This is a genomic window from Desulfopila inferna, assembly GCF_016919005.1.
GTDB classification, from domain to species: domain Bacteria; phylum Desulfobacterota; class Desulfobulbia; order Desulfobulbales; family Desulfocapsaceae; genus Desulfopila_A; species Desulfopila_A inferna.
In genome coordinates this window covers 919,361-934,879 of sequence record NZ_JAFFQE010000001.1, presented here as the reverse complement: position 1 = coordinate 934,879, position 15,519 = coordinate 919,361, and the positions used below count along the sequence as shown (strand labels likewise).

The following is a 15,519-nucleotide window of genomic DNA, read 5'->3' as shown; positions in this document are numbered from 1 at the left end:
CTCTTATAAATGATCTGTTTTGAGATCTCCAGGAAATTTGTGAGATAGTTATAATAAAAATAATTGAACGATGGTGGGAAGATGTCTATTACGTTGAGACAATTAGAAATTTTTATAGCAGTCGCTGAGACTGCCCAGGTAACCAAAGCCAGCAAGAAACTGTTTGTGACGCAATCCGCGGTGAGTATGGCCCTGGCTGAACTTGAAAATCAGCTGGGAGGATCGCTGTTTGACAGACACGGCAGAAGCCTGCTGCTGAATGCCAGAGGGCGCTATTTATTACCTTTGGCCAAGGATATAACCGCTCAGGTAGGTAATGTAGAAACCATAATGTCGGAGAGAAACGATAAACTTTCCGGTCATATAGAGATTATAGCCAGTCTCTCGCTGGGCAATTATATCCTGCCCTACCTGATCGGAGCTTTTAAGCGCATTCATCCGAAAGTCCATGTTAATATGTTGGTCTATAACACCCAGTATGCCGAGAGGATGGTGGTAGACGGAGCTATGGATTTAGGCTTTGTGGAAGGGCAGGCGCATCATGAGGATATAGTGGCAAAACCGTGGTTTAAGGATGAACTGGTGGTACTGGCCGGACCGTCGGATCCCATCGCCCACAATAAGGTTTTTGACGTTAATACCGACATGAAAAACACTAAATGGGTCATGAGGGAAGAGGGCTCGGGAACGGCTTCCGTATTTCGGGAGAGAATGAAGGATTATCTTGATGGCATTCACGTCGTTATGGAGATGGGGCATCCTGAAGCGGTGAAACGCGCGGTGGAGTCGGGAGTGGGACTGGCCTGTCTTTCGGCGTTGACCGTTTGCCGGGAAGTGGAGAATGGCTGGATAAAGAGCCTTGATGTAAAAGGTGTTGATATGTCAAGACAATTGTGGGTCATTAACAGGAGGGATAAGATAATGACGGAGGCGATGCAAGAGTTTCTCGACTTCTGTGATGTCATGTCCACTTGTGACGATGAACGTGTTTGCCTGTCTTCTCCGTGGAAACTCCAGTCCCTGCTGGCGCGCCAGTCAAATCGAAAAAGGATTCATTAGTCGTTTTTCAGGGTTGAACAAAGTTGTGCGATATGTGCGATGTATTTTTTTGTTCGGATGAATTGATTGATAAAAAAGGAGCGGCACTTTTCAGAAAGAGCAGCTCCTTTTTTTTGTTGATAACCCTTTTGGGCAACTGATTGCCAAATGACATGACCGGAAACAGGTGATGCTGATTCAATAGGACAGGCGCGGTGCTGTATCAATAATAGATTTTCAGAAGAGTAAGGCCATGAGCCGGCGCCATGGTTCCCGCTGCTGATCGCTTTTTGGACTCAAGAGCATCAATAAATCCCGTTACTGTCCTTCTGCCCAGTCCTACTTCGAGAACCGTTCCGACTATATTTCTAACCATGTGACGCAAAAAACCGTCGCCTCGAATAGAGAAGCAGAAGGAATCACTGCTCGTTTTCAAAATGCAGGCTTCGAAAATTGTGCGAGTTGAGCCTCTGGATCCATTTAATGATAAATCTCGAGAGCCGGCTGTTTCAAATGAGGCAAAATCATGTTCACCTGTGATGTGCTTCAGGCACTCCTCCATTGCTGCCATATCAAGAGCAGCCCTAATATGGACGGAATACAATCTTTGCTGCGGCATCAAAGTCTCACCGTTAAAGATTGAGTAATGGTATGTTTTACTCTTCGCTGAAAAACGGGAGTGAAATGTCGAAGGTTCTTCAGTCGCCTCAAGGATTCGAATGCTGGCGGGCAGCATGGAATTCAAGGCTTTGAGAAAGTGGTGGCTGGATAATGATTTTTCAGAATCAAAGTGAGCCACCATGCCGGTTGCATGGACGCCGGCATCGGTCCTGCCGGCCCCATGAAGAGTGACGTGGCGATTGTGGATGATGGCGAGACACTTCTCTATTTCCCCCTGAATCGTAGGGGCGTCCGGCTGCAGTTGCCAGCCGTGGTAATCGGTGCCGTCAAATGCAATCAGAAGTCGAATGGTGGTCATATCTCAAGAATATCTGACAATTAGTGCATCACCATCTGTTTCCATGATTTGAAAATAGGTTCAGGGGAAAAATGGAGCTGCTGCAAGACCTTCGCCTTCATCGAAACCGCACATGATATTCATATTCTGGACAGCCTGACCGGCGGCGCCCTTAACAATATTATCGATCGCGGACATGACGATTATACGGTTGGTCCTAGGATCGATCTTGAAGCCGATATCGCAAAAATTCGACCCACGAACGTATTGGGTTGCCGGATATTCATTCTCACCCAGGATCCGCACAAATTTCTCCTGCTGGTATCTGGAGAGAAACATTTCCTGCACCCTCTCGACAGTGATGCCGTCCTGGAGCGTTGCGTAGATCGTACTCAGAATCCCTCTGGAAACCGGCAGTAAATGAGGGGTGAATGACAGGGTGACATTTTCGCCAGCCAGCAGTGAAACTTCCTGCTCGATTTCCGGGGTATGGCGGTGATCCGCTACCTTATATGGGCGAAAACCGTCGGCGGTTTCGCAGAACAGAGTGGCCACGGAGGCCGCTCGTCCCGCTCCGGAGACGCCTGATTTGCTGTCGGCAATAATGGATTGCGGCACAATGGCGCGGTTTTCCAGAAGAGGGGCGAGTGCCAGGATGATGGAAGTTGGATAGCATCCGGGATTGGCGGTGAGAGAGGCTGTGCTGATCTCGTCCCGATAAATTTCCGGCAGGCCGTAAACTGCTCTTGCAAGATATTCTGCAGCTGTATGTTTCTGGTACCATTTCTCATAGACGGACGCCTCCCTGATACGAAAATCCGCTGAAAGATCTATCACTTTTTTTCCGGCAGAAAGTATCCTGGGCACGATCTCCATAGCAGTCTGGTGAGGTACGGCGGTAAAGAAGATATCGGCCTTGTCACTGAGCGCTTCAACGTCGGAATTCTCACAAATGATGCTGACCTTGTCGCGCAGATGGGGGAATACCTCGGCGAGGGCTTTGCCCTCATATTGTCTGGAAGTTACAGCAGTGATTGAAGCGTGAGGATGATTGCAGAGAATTCTGGCAAGCTCTCCTCCGGTATAACCTGATGCTCCGATAATGGCAATTTTGATCATGATATGCTCCGGTTAATGCTTCAGGGATTTTCCCTGTTGTCCTACAGAAAAAGATCTCATGAACGTGTCACCTCTTAAAAGAGGAGGTCGGTGGTCCAGGGTAATTCCGGGAGCTTAGCAGCGCCTTTACATAATTATTAAAACAGATAATTGTGTAAAAAAGAATGGCCGCGAAGGTCTCGGATGGCTTGGTAAAAAAGTTCAATATACAAACCGCGGTTTTTGGGCAGGTTTTCGAGTATACAGGTAAGTTGATGGAAACCAACCAAAAACAGTAACACGGGAGATCGGTTTTTCTCGAAGTCGGGGCTTGTGCCCATACGGTGCTTATCGCGGCTCCACCAGAACAAGAAAAGGGAATAACAGAAAACTCTGTTATTCCCTCTATGCAACTGTGTTGAGCTAGAGTCGGCTTTCCGAGATAATGTACTCCCGGTAAAGATACTCGTTGTCGGCAAAAATTAACGTTTGGAGAACTGGAATTTTGCTCGAGCACCTTTCTGGCCATACTTTTTACGCTCTTTACAGCGTGGATCACGTGTAAGAAGACCGGATTTTTTCAAAGGCAGCCTGTTTTCCGCATCGACTTCAAGAAGTGCTTTTGATATGCCGTGGGTGAGAGCTTCAGCCTGTGAGGATTTCCCGCCGCCGATTAAAGTGGCAAGTATATCGAACTGATCCGTAGTCTCGGTAATCTTGAAAGGCCGTGCAATTTTATGGGAAGAAAAATTGCCGCCGAAGTAATCTTCCGCCGTCATTTTATTGACGATTACCTTTCCGCTACCTGGTGTTAGCCAAACTCTCGCAATAGCGGTTTTCCTTTTGCCGGTTGCGTAATAACGATCCTGGGCCATGTTTGATTATCTCCGTGAATATATGTATCTTTGGCATTCTCTAGTGATTTCCAGAAAAGAATAACTTGAAGATACGTATCCCCCTAAGGGGGTTCTGTAAAGAGTCCCGATTGGGTTAAATATCTAATTCAACGGGCTGCTGAGCTTCATGTGGATGCTCGCTGCCGGCATAGATTTTCAGTTTCTTCAACTGGGCTCTGCCAAGTTTGTTTTTGGGAAGCATGCCCTTGACCGCCTTCATCAGCATATCGGTCGGATGTTTCTCCATGAGTTCCTTGGCGCTCGCTTCTTTGATTCCACCAATGTAGCCGGTGTGATGATAGTATTTCTTGTCATCCCATTTATTACCGGTAAGCCTGATTTTTTCGGCGTTGGTTACAACGATGAAATCTCCGTTGTCAATAAATGTGGAAAAGCTTGGCTTGTGCTTTCCGCGAAGACGAAGGGCAATCTCTGTCGCAATGCGGCCCAGGACTTTGTCTTCAGCGTTGACAACATACCAATTTTTCTCGATCTCATTAACTGGAGTTAGATATGTTTTCATTTTCCGCCTCAAGGTCATGCATTTAATAAAAAAAGGTTCGAGCATTGCCGAACCTTTTGTTCTTTTGTTTTGGAGCGGGAAACGAGATTCGAACTCGCGACTTCAACCTTGGCAAGGTTACACTCTACCACTGAGTTATTCCCGCTCATTTATTCAATGTCAAAACAGAGTAATATTTACAAACTTTCTATGGCAATGTCAACCATAAAAATAAGGTTAAAAGCGGTTAAAGGCAATTTCCCGATCACTGTATGATACTATAAACGGAAATAGTTTTCCTTTAAAATTCTAAAATACTGTGGCATAGTACAGTAACTTATCATAGTTCTACAAAAAAAAATTTGAAAAAGTAAAAAGGTCGCAAATGAATGCTGAGAGAAAAGGCGGGGTAGTACGGAAAACCGCTGAAACCGAAATCACCTTGAATATTGCCCTGGATGGAAAAGGTGAACATAATATATCGACGGATGTTCCCTTTCTGGATCATATGCTGACTCTTTTTACCGTTCATGGCTTTTTTGATATCAGCATCGAGGCGAAAGGGGACATCGAGGTCGATGCACACCATACGGTAGAGGATATTGGAATCTGTCTGGGGCAGGCTTTAGCCGAGGCGCTCGGCGATAAAAGAGGAATCGCGCGATACGGTTGCTGTTATATGCCCATGGATGAAACCCTTGTTCGGGTTGTTGCCGATCTCTCTAACCGACCCTACACTCATTATGAAGTACCGGTGCCGGACCAGAAAGTCGGTGCTTTCGACACGCAGCTCGCAAAAGAGTTCATGCGGGCCTTTTCTCTGCATGGCGGCATTACGCTGCATGTTGATCTGCTTCACGGTGATAATACACACCATATTATTGAAGCTGTTTTCAAAGGACTGGCGAGGGCAATCCGCGAGGCGGCAGCGCCTCTTCCCGGTCATACCGGAATATTGTCTTCCAAAGGGACCCTGTAGTCACCCGCCCGTTTTATGAAATATCCGGGCTGAGTAAACATACCAAAAGCGAGGTCTATTTTGAATACCTTCCGCCGTTTGATCGTCGTCAACCGTTTGGTCGTTCTATGCATCAGTCTGGCAGCTGTCGTGCTCCTCTCCTCTTGTGGCGCCAGGAAGTCTGACAACTCCTTGAAAGCGGATGTGGCTCCTCTTCGATGTGTCGTTCTGCTGCCCACAGCTGTTCACTATGAAGAGGAGAATAAAATTAACGAAGAGTATCAGGAAATGCAGGACGGTGCGCTTTTTCTGGATAAGGTTATCAGGGATGAGTTGGAGCAATCCAATGTTCCCCGGATTGTGGAAACCGCTCAACTTCGTCTGCAAATTGATGATATCGCCGGCAGTCCAAATGGAACCATCGAGGATATTGGCAGAGAAGCTCAATGCGGAAATATTCTGATGACAAGCCTGATCCGTTTTGAACAGCGGCAGGGGGGTGAATATGCCGTCGATTCACCCGCCTCCGCAGCTTTTGAGATGAAGTTGATTAACGCCGGTAGCGGTCGAAGCATGTGGGCTACTACATTTAGTGAAACGCAAAGTTCCCTGATGAGTAATCTTTTCACATTCGATAAAGCGAAAAGCAGAGGATTTCGGTGGATCACCGTTGAAGAACTTACCGCTCAGGGTGTTCATGAGAAGCTGAGGAATTGCCCTTACTTTTTTTAGTGCCTTACCAAGGTAAAAACCGTCAAAACAAAAATCAACGAAAAATGAATATAAAACAGTGAATTACCCTCTGCAGCCAAGGCACTTATACCCCTCAAGGGGGTACTGTAAAGAGTCCGGCTCAGCTGGATTACTATGTCGATTGACTAGATAGCTTTTTCCTGAGTCCATCCCGGCCTTCAATGATTTTTTACAAGATTATCTTGTTTTTTTTACTGGAAAATGATTGTCTGAAGATTCGTCATTCAGCTGGGTTACTGCAACGCCCTTTTCATTTCTATTCTCTCTAGAAGACATCACTGCGCTATCCGCCTAGCCTCATCATAATGAGCATATCCCGTAACCCTACTTCAGTTTTACCAAGATATATCAATAGAAAGATCGGCAGAGCCATGCATGATTACTCTATGTTAAAGACTAATGATCGTGTGCTGGTTGCCGTCTCCGGCGGTATTGATTCCTCTGTTCTTGCCTGGGTTCTGAAAATCTGGCAGTCTAAAGCACCGATAGAATATTTTCTCAAGGCTGTATATATTGATAATGGATTCTGGAAATCCGAAAGTGGCGGACTTGCTCCACCTGAGAGGATCGCGGAAATGATGCGCCGCTTCGGGATAGAATTTGCCGCGATCCAGGCACGACCTCTCGAAGAGGATCTCAGCTGTTACCTCTGTGCCCGAAACAGACGTTCGCAGCTCTTTGATCTGTCTCGGGAGTGGAGCATGAATAAAATTGCCTTCGGCCACCATATGGATGATCTGCTTGAAACCCTCTACCTCAATATGCTTTACAGTGGGAATATTTCCACCATGGTTCCAAAACAATCTCTTTTTGAAGGTGGAATCCACATAATCAGACCACTGGCTTATCTTGAGAAGAATGATTTGCGGAAACTCGCGGAGATGGCAGGGATAGAGGCGGTCAAGAATGATTGTCCACTGGAGAAAGATACCAGGAGAGAGAATGTGCGGCAGATTCTTGCTGATATCTACGCCAGAGAGCCGGACGCCAAAAAATCTATGTTCAATGCATTGAAAAATGTCCGCTCTGATTATATGCTTTGAGATTTGCAAATTTGCTGATTGTTCCTGCTTCTTTTCGGGGTTATGGGAAAGATCAGTGATGAAGAAAATCTATTTGTCTCTGTGAAATTTAGTGGTATGTAGATGAAATCGCAATTGAGAGGTCCGGTGGGGAGAGGAAATATTCCTTTTAAACCTGGCCGGAAAACCAGATGTACAACGTTATACAACGTACTACCGGGGCATGAAATGACCAATAGAATAAACAAGATACTGACTGAAGGAAAAACAGGATCCCGGCAGACGGTAAACGGCTGGGTGAGGACAAGAAGAGATACCGGTTCCTTTTCTTTTCTCGAAATAAATGACGGTTCATGTCTGGCTAATCTGCAGGTCATTGCTGAAGGCACACTGCCCAATTATTCCGAAGAGATAAAAAAACTCTCCGCCGGCTGTGCCGTGACTGTTTCAGGCGATCTTAAAGAGTCCCCGGCAAAGGGACAGGCTGTGGAACTGCATGCCGACTCTATTATCGTGGTCGGTTGGGCCGATCCTGAAGAGTATCCCCTGCAGAAAAAGCGGCATTCGTTTGAATTTCTGCGCGAGATCAGTCATCTGCGGCCGAGAACCAATGCTCTTGGCGCCGTCTCCCGAGTGCGCTCGAGGTTGTCCTGGGGAGTACATAATTATTTCCAGCAGCGGGATTTTTTTCAAATCCATACACCAGTCATCACCACCAGTGACTGTGAAGGCGCCGGTGAAATGTTCACCGTAACCACCGAGAAGGTGGAGAAGAGCGGCGCTGATGCGGCCGCACAGGTAAAAGAATTTTTTGGTAAGAGCGCCGGCTTGACCGTCAGCGGCCAGCTGCAGGCTGAAGTTTATGCTCTTGCGCTGGGAGATGTATACACCTTCGGACCTACCTTTCGGGCAGAAAAATCTCACACCAGCAGGCATCTTTCCGAATTCTGGATGATTGAGCCGGAAATGGCCTTTTGCGACCTTGAAAAGAATATGCAGATTGCCGAGGAAATGCTCAAGTATTTACTGAGTGACGTCCTTGAGAATTGCAGGGAAGATATGCAGCTTTTTCACAAGTTCATCGAAAAGGGGCTGATTGATAAGTTACAATCCGTGATTGATGATGATTTTGGACATATCTCCTATACGGAGGCAATTGAGGTTCTGCTCAAGGCTGAAAAACAGTTTGAATATCCAGTAAGTTGGGGCATTGATTTGCAGGCAGAGCATGAGCGATATCTCACCGAAGAGGTGTATAAGAGGCCGCTCTTTGTCACCGATTATCCTTCCTCGATCAAGCCCTTTTATATGCGGCTCAACGATGACGGCAAGACTGTAGCCGCCATGGATCTTCTTGTTCCCGGCATAGGAGAAATCGTGGGCGGCAGCCAGCGCGAAGAACGCTATGACGTTCTCTATTCCCGCATGCTTGAAGCAGGCATAGATGTGGAACAATATGGCTGGTATCTGGATCTGCGAAAATTCGGCAGCGTACCGCACTCCGGTTTCGGCCTGGGATTTGAAAGGCTGGTGCAGTATGTCACCGGTATGGCAAATATTCGGGAAGTTATTCCCTTTCCCCGGACTCCGGGCTCTGCTCCCTGTTGATCTGACTAGTTGGTATTTTTGAATTTGTTCCAAGAATGTATGGAAGGAGTAATCGGTTTGGGTAAGGGAAAAGGCATCCGCACAATGTTCGATGCCATTGCTGGAAAATACGACCTGATGAATCGGGTCATGACCATGGGACAGGATCAGAAATGGCGCCGTTTTGTAGTTGAGCGGGCCGGAGATCCGGGTGAAAGTGTTATTCTCGACCTTGCCACCGGCACTGGCGATATTGCCGCGCTGTCCCGCCGATATCATCCGAAATGTGCGATTATCGGCGGTGATTTTTCCCTCAATATGCTCAGGGAAGCACAAAAACGATTTTCCTCGAAAGACATCCACTGGCAGTCCACCGATGCCAATCATCTCCCCTATAGAGACAACAGCTTTGAATCTGTGACATTCGGTTATCTTCTACGCAATGTCGACGATGTTGCAGGCGTCCTGAAGGAAGTCCACCGGGTATTGAAAAGAGGCGGTAGGATCGTCTGTCTGGACACAACTCCACCGGCAAAAAACATCCTCTATCCTTTCATTCAGCTCTATTTTTGTCTGGGTATTCCTCTTCTGGGGCGGCTTATCGCCAGGGACAAGGAGGCCTATGCTTATTTAACGGGCTCCACAATGGATTTTTACGAAGCCGGCGATCTCGCCGCACTCTTTGAGCGGGCGGGCTTTTCAGAGGTTGGTTATAAGAAATTTATGATGGGGACTATTGCCGTGCATTGGGGGATAAAATGACGGAGCAACATCAGGCGACCTACCGGGAGCATACCCCGGAGCGGGAAGAGCCGGTAACGCTGTTTGAAATGCTGCTCAACAGCTGCGATAAATATCGCGATAACACAGCTTATATTTACCGGATGGGCGAGGAAGAAATTAGCGTCACCTATGCCAAGCTGCTTGAGGATGTCCTGCTGCTCTCCAGGGCCTTTGAAAAGAGAGGGCTTGGCAAGGATGACAAGGTGATGTTTCTCTCTGACAATCGCTATGCCTGGATAGTTACCGACCTGGCGATCATGTCGCTGGGCGCCGTCACCGTTCCGCGCGGCTCCGATACTCCTACGCAGGAGCTCAGTTTCATCATTGAAAATTCAAATGCCAATCATCTGGTGATCGAGTCGGACACACTCCTGGAGAAACATAAGGAGTTCATCAAGGGATGCAGACAGATAAAGACCATCTTCGTTATGACCAGTCCCGAGAAGCACAAATTGTTCAGCAATACCTACTCCTACAACGATCTGTTGAGCGACAGAACAATCTGCGACCATGACATGGAGATGTTTCGCCAACGGGGTGAAAAGATACATCCGGAAAATCTGCTGACCCTGATATATACTTCGGGTACCACCGGCTTGCCCAAGGGCGTGCAGCTTTCCCATGGCAATGTTATGCACAACATCAAGTATATACCTGAAATTATAGAGCTTGTTCCGGAGGACCGCTGGCTTTCCATTTTGCCGAGCTGGCATATCTTCGAGAGAACGGCTGAATACTCAGCCCTGTGTATGGGAACCTGCCTGGTCTACTCTTCTGTCAAAACCTTTGCCCAGGACCTGGAACATTACCAACCGACCTTGGTGGCCACGGTACCCAGAGTGTGGGAATCCCTTTACAGCAAGGTCGAGTTGGCTATCCGCAAGAAGGGAAAAGCCGCCCAGGCCATTTTCAACACCCTTGTTCTGATATCCAGTAAATACCAACGCAACCTGCGGCAGGTGCATGGTCATCTGCCCCAATTCCAGCAAAGGAATCCGGTTTCAAGGATGTATACAAAGATGGTGGCGCTGATCAAGGTAATTCTGCTCTTCCCCCTCTACCTCGTTGCCCGCAAAAAGCTCTCCCTCGTCCAGCAGCGTTTTGGCGGGAAATTACGGCTTGCCATCAGCGGCGGCGGCACCCTGGCCGGCTATCTGGAAGAATGGATCGATGCCGTCGGTATCCGCATTGTCAACGCCTACGGCATGACCGAATGCTCTCCGGCAATAGCCGGAAGAGGATTGAATTGCCCTGTTTACGGCACTCTGGGTCCTGCCGTGCCGGAAACCGATTTGCGCATCGTCTCCGAACAGGGTGAGATTCTTGGTCCCGGTGCCGAAGGGCTGATAGAGGTGCGCGGCCCTCAGGTGACGGCCGGATATTTTGACAACGAGGAGGAAAATAGAAAATCATTTACCGAAGATGGATTTTTCCGCACCGGCGACCTGGGGATGCTGACTGTCGGAGGAGAGCTTGTCATAACAGGGCGGGCCAAGGAGATAATTGTTCTCGCCAGCGGTGAGAATATAGATCCGTCACGAATAGAAAACGCTATTACAATATTCCCTTTCATCCAGGATGCCGTCCTGGTCGGCCAGGACAAAAAGGGGCTGGGAGCGCTTCTGGTCCCCAATATGGAAGAGCTGCGTGAATACATAAGTAAAAAAATAAGCGGCCTGAAGAATGAGGAGAAGGACCTTACGACGGATACCAAAGTGCTCGATCATGTCAAAAGTGAAATGAACCGTCTTCTTCTGCCCAAGCAGGGATTTAAACCTCATGAAAAACTGCAGGGCATTGTCTTTCTTGACCGGGAATTTACTCTTGGCGAAGAGTTGACCAATACCTTGAAGAAGAAAAGACATGTGATCGAAAGAAAATACAAGGCGCTCATTGATACCTTGCTTCGCTGATAACATGTATGCACTAGAATGCGGACTGATCTCTCAAGCTTGATGAAATCGCCTCTGATTCGGACCTTCAGTTATCACTATAAGCAAAAGTATGGTTTTGCCGTGGGCAAAATTCCTCTGGATCTGGGGGAGAGATGTCCGAATCGTGAAAAAGGTGGATGTCTTTTCTGCTCCGCTCCCGGCTTTTCCCCCTGGTACCTGAAGGAAAAGGGGGAAATTGCAGAACAGATCCGCAGGGGAAAGAAATATCTGCTGAAAAACAGATTCCTGCACTATCTTGCTTATTTCCAGCAGGAAACCTCTACATCTTTAGAGACTGATCGGCTCCTCGGCGTGTTCGCCTCGGTACTGGCCGACCCGGACTGCCTCGGCCTTATAATCTCTACCCGGCCGGATTACCTCAGTCGCCGACTTCTCGATAAACTCTGCTCCCTTCTTCAGGAATCCGGTAAAAGCTGCCTGTTTGAGCTGGGGCTCCAGTCCATGCATGAGAAAAGTCTTAGCGCCATGAACCGCAATCACAGCTTCGCCGATTTTCTCAATGGATATCGAAGGATCAGGGAATTCGGCCGCTTTGAAGTAGGAGCTCATCTTCTTTTCGGTATCCCTGGAGAGAAATCGGAAGAGATGATCGCAACGGTGGAAACGGTATGCGGGCTGGGAATCGATGCGCTAAAGCTGCACCATCTTCAAATCTTGAAGAATACCCCTTTGGAGCAGATGTATGAGTGTGGGCAGGTCCCCGTCTTTTCCCGGCAGGAATATCTTGAGTTACTCTTACTGATACTGCCCCTGATTCCTGAGCGCATCGTCATCCATAGACTCTGGGCCACAGCCCATCCGCAATTGCTGCTGGCGCCGCAATGGAACGTGCAGGCTACCGTGCTCAGTGCGGAGTTGCGAAAGGTTATGAGAGAGCGCGGCATCTGTCAGGGTAGGCCTGCTGAATCCCGAGATCCTACTTGATGGCAAGCCCCAGCAGGTCGCGAAGGGAAACAAGGCCGGCTTCCCGTTCAGTGGAGCCTGCCACCAGAAGATTATGAGTTCCCATCGAGTCCAAAACTTTCAGGGCATTTTCAACACTTTCATCTTCGTCGATCTGGGCACATGGATTGACAGCCCCTTCCTCGGTGACAAGTTGGCAGCTGGTCATGACCTCGGCGACCTTTACCGCATGAAGATCCTGATGGGTAATCACGCTTTTAATAAGATCGACACACCCGAGAATGCCCGCGACGATGCCATTCATTTTCACCACAAAAGCGGAAACGTCGTATTTGACCATTTGGCTGATTGCCTGGTGCAGGCTGCTTTCTCCATCGATGGAGGGAGTGTCCCAATTAACCGCCTCCTTGACTCTATCCTGTAAGCTCATGTGGATCTCCTTGCTGTCTGAAGGTTGAGTGGGGCTACGCATTCGGAAACTATTCCCAAAGAAACAAATGGATTACGGATCAACTAAACCACATCCGCTGAGTTTATAATATAGGTAACAAAAGGAGAAATGACAATATTATAGAACCTTAAAACCCGGCAGGGCTGGCAATGGCTCCTGGAGGAACAGGCGTTGTTGCAGAAGTGTATGATGGTTGTGGTGAGGCTCGACAGCTGAAAGCGTAGAAAAAGGCCTATAAAATGACGAATTCGGGAAAAATAACTATCAATATTGACAATAGCGTAAATATGTCGTAAAATCACTGCCAGATCAACAAAAATTGGTAACCATATAATGAAATTTGATACTATTAATATATCTATTATCCGACATCTCCGCGACGGCAGGGTGCCGTATCGAAAAATAGCCGAGGATCTGGGAGTTTCTGAAGGAACCATTCGTTCCAGAGTGAAGAAGCTGCAAGACGAAGGAGTGCTTGAAATCACTGGTCTCATCAATCCTGACGCCTTGCCTGATCAATACGTTGTCATGGTGGGAGTCAGGCTCAAGGACATGGATCTTGTCAAGAAGGGTGAGGAGTTCAGTAGGTTAGACGGCGTTATTTCCGTCTGTGTGGTTACCGGAAGGTTTGATCTTTTGCTGACTGTGATGTTGAAAAAACAGTTCGGTATGCTTGAGTTCTATACCAATGAAGTTTCCAAGGTTGAAAATGTACGTTCCGTCGAAACCTTTGTCGTATATAAGAGTTTTAATCTTAAAGTACCGCTGGTTGTCTAGTATCTAGAGTCGTCGTTCTTTCCGGTTGGTTAGAACAGCAGCAACGAAAGTGGTGCTTTTTGCAGATCAGCAAGGGAAAAGATATCATGAAAAAAACACCACTCTATCAATGGCATGTCGCAAATGGCGCTAATATGGCCGAATTCGGATCTTACCTGATGCCGCTGTGGTATCCCGCAGGCGCCCGTAAGGAGCATTTAGGCGTAATAGAAAGTGCCGGTTTATTTGATACCAGTCATATGGCAGTTGTTCTGGTAGAAGGCCCTGGTTCCTATCAGCTTCTGCAGAAGGCAATTTCCAAAGATCTCGACAGGTGTCTCGGCTCCGGAGACAAACCACTTGCAGAGGGCAGATGTGTCTACGGGGTCTTCCTCAATGAGCAAGGCCATGTCATAGATGATGCCATCGTTTATAAGCGGGGCGATACCTCCTACATGGTGGTAGTTAATGCCGGAATGGGACGGGTTGTTGCACAACATCTTGGTCGGCTCGGCGACTCTGCCCAGATACAGATAACCGATCTGACCGAGAAGCTCGGAAAAATCGATATTCAGGGCCCTGCCTCCGCGCAGATTCTCGGTAAACTCCTCCAGGATCCGCAAAATGTTTTTGCAAAGATGATGTATTTTTCTTTCAAAGGCTGGTTTGGACCCGACTCTTCCGTTCTCCTGAAAGACGGCACCCCGATTCTGCTCTCCCGCACCGGATATACCGGAGAATTCGGCTTTGAGATATTTGTCGAGCCCGAGCACCTGGAAAAGACCTGGAATGCACTTCTGGAAACTGGTGGTTCCGGGATAACGCCTTGCGGACTTGCGGCCCGTGATTCCCTGCGTGCCGGTGCCGCTCTTCCGCTTTCACATCAGGACATAGGCGACTGGCCTTTCAGCAATAATCCCTGGGAATTCGTGCTTCCCCTTGACAGCCAGGGACACTTCACCAAGTCCTTTGTCGGTTCGGAATCCCTGCAAAAACTCAACAATGAGAAAGCGACCTATCCATTTGCAGGATTCGACCCGAGAAAAATCGTTCCTAATGAGCGCAGCGGTGTTATCGACTCCGACGGCAATCCCGTTGGTGAAATCCTCACCTGTGCTACGGATATGGCAATCGGCCGTGTCGACGGCAGGATCATTTCCATAGCTACTCCGGAATCAGACGGTAAACCGGAAGGTTTCCAGCCCAAAGGATTGTGCTGCGGTTTTGTCAGAGTCTCCGGGAAATACAGTGTCGGTGACAGACTCTATTTAACAGATGGCAAGCGTAAGCTGGAAATAGAAATTCGGGAGGATGTCAGGCCTGACCGTACTGCCAGGCGCCCGATAAAAGAAATGATATAGTTATTCAGTCAGATCAATTGACTACCTGGGCGATTCATCAAAAGACTACGATTATACAATTTTATGGAGGTGATAAAATGAAAGAACTGGAAGAGTTAAAACTACCGGAAGATGTATCTTACACCAAGGAACATGAGTGGGCCAAGATTGAGGGTGATGTGGTTCTTATCGGCATTACCGATTATGCCCAGGATCAGTTGGGCGATATCGTTTTTGTGGAGATGCCGGAGGAGGGTGACAGCTTCAGTTCCGGTGAAGAGTTTGGTACGCTGGAGTCCGTCAAGGCCGTGTCTGAGCTCTACATTCCGGTGAGCGGAGAGATCGTAGCGGTTAATGAAGAGCTTGAAGATACCCCTGAACTGCTCAACCAGGACCCTTACGGCGGCTGGATAATCAAGGTCAAGCCGGATAACATGGAAGAGATGGATGATCTGCTCGACCATGATGCCTACCTGAAAATCCTCGAGGGGGAATGAAGTCAAAATATCAACCGTGAGG

General features: G+C 48.0%; 16 protein-coding genes and 1 tRNA gene. 11 read left to right on the top strand and 6 right to left on the bottom strand.

Features of this window, described 5'->3' with window-relative positions:
• Window positions 1–81 precede the first annotated feature (81 nt).
• Entirely contained in the window at window positions 82–1,059 is a 978-nt protein-coding gene (locus JWG88_RS03980; RefSeq protein ID WP_205232392.1) for a LysR substrate-binding domain-containing protein, read from the top strand.
• 202 nt (window positions 1,060–1,261) lie between these two features.
• Here the strand turns inward: JWG88_RS03980 and truA are convergent, their stop codons facing one another.
• The 5 genes from truA to JWG88_RS03955 all read right to left on the bottom strand — a co-directional run bounded on the left by truA (window position 1,262) and on the right by JWG88_RS03955 (window position 4,658).
• A complete protein-coding gene (gene truA / locus JWG88_RS03975) occupies window positions 1,262–2,017 on the bottom strand; it encodes a tRNA pseudouridine(38-40) synthase TruA (protein ID WP_205232391.1) in 756 nt (251 codons plus the stop codon).
• A gap of 60 nt (window positions 2,018–2,077) precedes the next feature.
• Window positions 2,078–3,115, bottom strand: a complete 1,038-nt coding sequence (gene argC, locus JWG88_RS03970) for an N-acetyl-gamma-glutamyl-phosphate reductase (protein ID WP_205232390.1) — start codon at window positions 3,113–3,115, stop codon at window positions 2,078–2,080.
• A 461-nt stretch (window positions 3,116–3,576) separates the two neighbouring features.
• The gene (rpsI, locus tag JWG88_RS03965; RefSeq protein ID WP_205232389.1) at window positions 3,577–3,969 is read right to left on the bottom strand and encodes a 30S ribosomal protein S9; all 393 of its coding nucleotides are present in this window, start codon (window positions 3,967–3,969) and stop codon (window positions 3,577–3,579) included.
• A gap of 115 nt (window positions 3,970–4,084) precedes the next feature.
• The gene (gene rplM / locus JWG88_RS03960) at window positions 4,085–4,513 is read right to left on the bottom strand and encodes a 50S ribosomal protein L13 (protein ID WP_205232388.1); all 429 of its coding nucleotides are present in this window, start codon (window positions 4,511–4,513) and stop codon (window positions 4,085–4,087) included.
• Window positions 4,514–4,583: 70 nt separating this feature from the next.
• Window positions 4,584–4,658: transfer RNA gene (locus tag JWG88_RS03955), tRNA-Gly, on the bottom strand.
• A 219-nt stretch (window positions 4,659–4,877) separates the two neighbouring features.
• On the opposite strand from JWG88_RS03955, the gene hisB reads away from it, so the two are divergent.
• From hisB to mnmL, 7 genes are all read left to right on the top strand, one after another.
• Window positions 4,878–5,471: an imidazoleglycerol-phosphate dehydratase HisB gene (gene hisB / locus JWG88_RS03950; protein ID WP_205232387.1), complete on the top strand. Its 594-nt coding sequence runs from the start codon at window positions 4,878–4,880 to the stop codon at window positions 5,469–5,471.
• 60 nt (window positions 5,472–5,531) lie between these two features.
• Complete coding sequence (locus tag JWG88_RS03945; protein WP_205232386.1) at window positions 5,532–6,182, top strand: hypothetical protein; 651 nt, start codon at window positions 5,532–5,534, stop codon at window positions 6,180–6,182.
• Window positions 6,183–6,589: 407 nt separating this feature from the next.
• Entirely contained in the window at window positions 6,590–7,246 is a 657-nt protein-coding gene (locus tag JWG88_RS03940; RefSeq protein WP_240194240.1) for a tRNA lysidine(34) synthetase, read from the top strand.
• Window positions 7,247–7,453: 207 nt separating this feature from the next.
• On the top strand, window positions 7,454–8,833 hold the full coding sequence (gene asnS / locus JWG88_RS03935; RefSeq protein ID WP_205232384.1) for an asparagine--tRNA ligase: 1,380 nt from the start codon (window positions 7,454–7,456) through the stop codon (window positions 8,831–8,833).
• Window positions 8,834–8,890: 57 nt separating this feature from the next.
• Entirely contained in the window at window positions 8,891–9,574 is a 684-nt protein-coding gene (gene ubiE, locus JWG88_RS03930; protein ID WP_240194239.1) for a bifunctional demethylmenaquinone methyltransferase/2-methoxy-6-polyprenyl-1,4-benzoquinol methylase UbiE, read from the top strand.
• On the top strand, window positions 9,571–11,508 hold the full coding sequence (locus JWG88_RS03925) for an AMP-dependent synthetase/ligase (protein WP_205232382.1): 1,938 nt from the start codon (window positions 9,571–9,573) through the stop codon (window positions 11,506–11,508). The genes ubiE and JWG88_RS03925 overlap by 4 nt, the downstream gene beginning before the upstream one ends.
• 42 nt (window positions 11,509–11,550) lie before the next feature.
• Complete coding sequence (gene mnmL, locus JWG88_RS03920) at window positions 11,551–12,474, top strand: tRNA modification radical SAM protein MnmL/YtqA (RefSeq protein WP_205232381.1); 924 nt, start codon at window positions 11,551–11,553, stop codon at window positions 12,472–12,474.
• Here the strand turns inward: mnmL and JWG88_RS03915 are convergent.
• Entirely contained in the window at window positions 12,467–12,883 is a 417-nt protein-coding gene (locus tag JWG88_RS03915) for a CBS domain-containing protein (RefSeq protein ID WP_205232380.1), read from the bottom strand. The two genes, mnmL and JWG88_RS03915, sit on opposite strands and share 8 nt — an antisense overlap.
• 354 nt (window positions 12,884–13,237) lie before the next feature.
• Between JWG88_RS03915 and JWG88_RS03910 the strand changes: the two genes are divergently transcribed.
• The 3 genes from JWG88_RS03910 to gcvH all read left to right on the top strand — a co-directional run bounded on the left by JWG88_RS03910 (window position 13,238) and on the right by gcvH (window position 15,497).
• Window positions 13,238–13,681, top strand: a complete 444-nt coding sequence (locus tag JWG88_RS03910) for an Lrp/AsnC family transcriptional regulator (RefSeq protein WP_205232379.1) — start codon at window positions 13,238–13,240, stop codon at window positions 13,679–13,681.
• Window positions 13,682–13,767: 86 nt separating this feature from the next.
• Window positions 13,768–15,021 carry an aminomethyl transferase family protein gene (locus JWG88_RS03905; RefSeq protein WP_205232378.1) on the top strand — a complete coding sequence of 418 codons (1,254 nt, stop codon included), beginning with the start codon at window positions 13,768–13,770 and terminating at the stop codon, window positions 15,019–15,021.
• A gap of 77 nt (window positions 15,022–15,098) precedes the next feature.
• On the top strand, window positions 15,099–15,497 hold the full coding sequence (gene gcvH, locus JWG88_RS03900; RefSeq protein ID WP_205232377.1) for a glycine cleavage system protein GcvH: 399 nt from the start codon (window positions 15,099–15,101) through the stop codon (window positions 15,495–15,497).
• Window positions 15,498–15,519 lie beyond the last annotated feature (22 nt).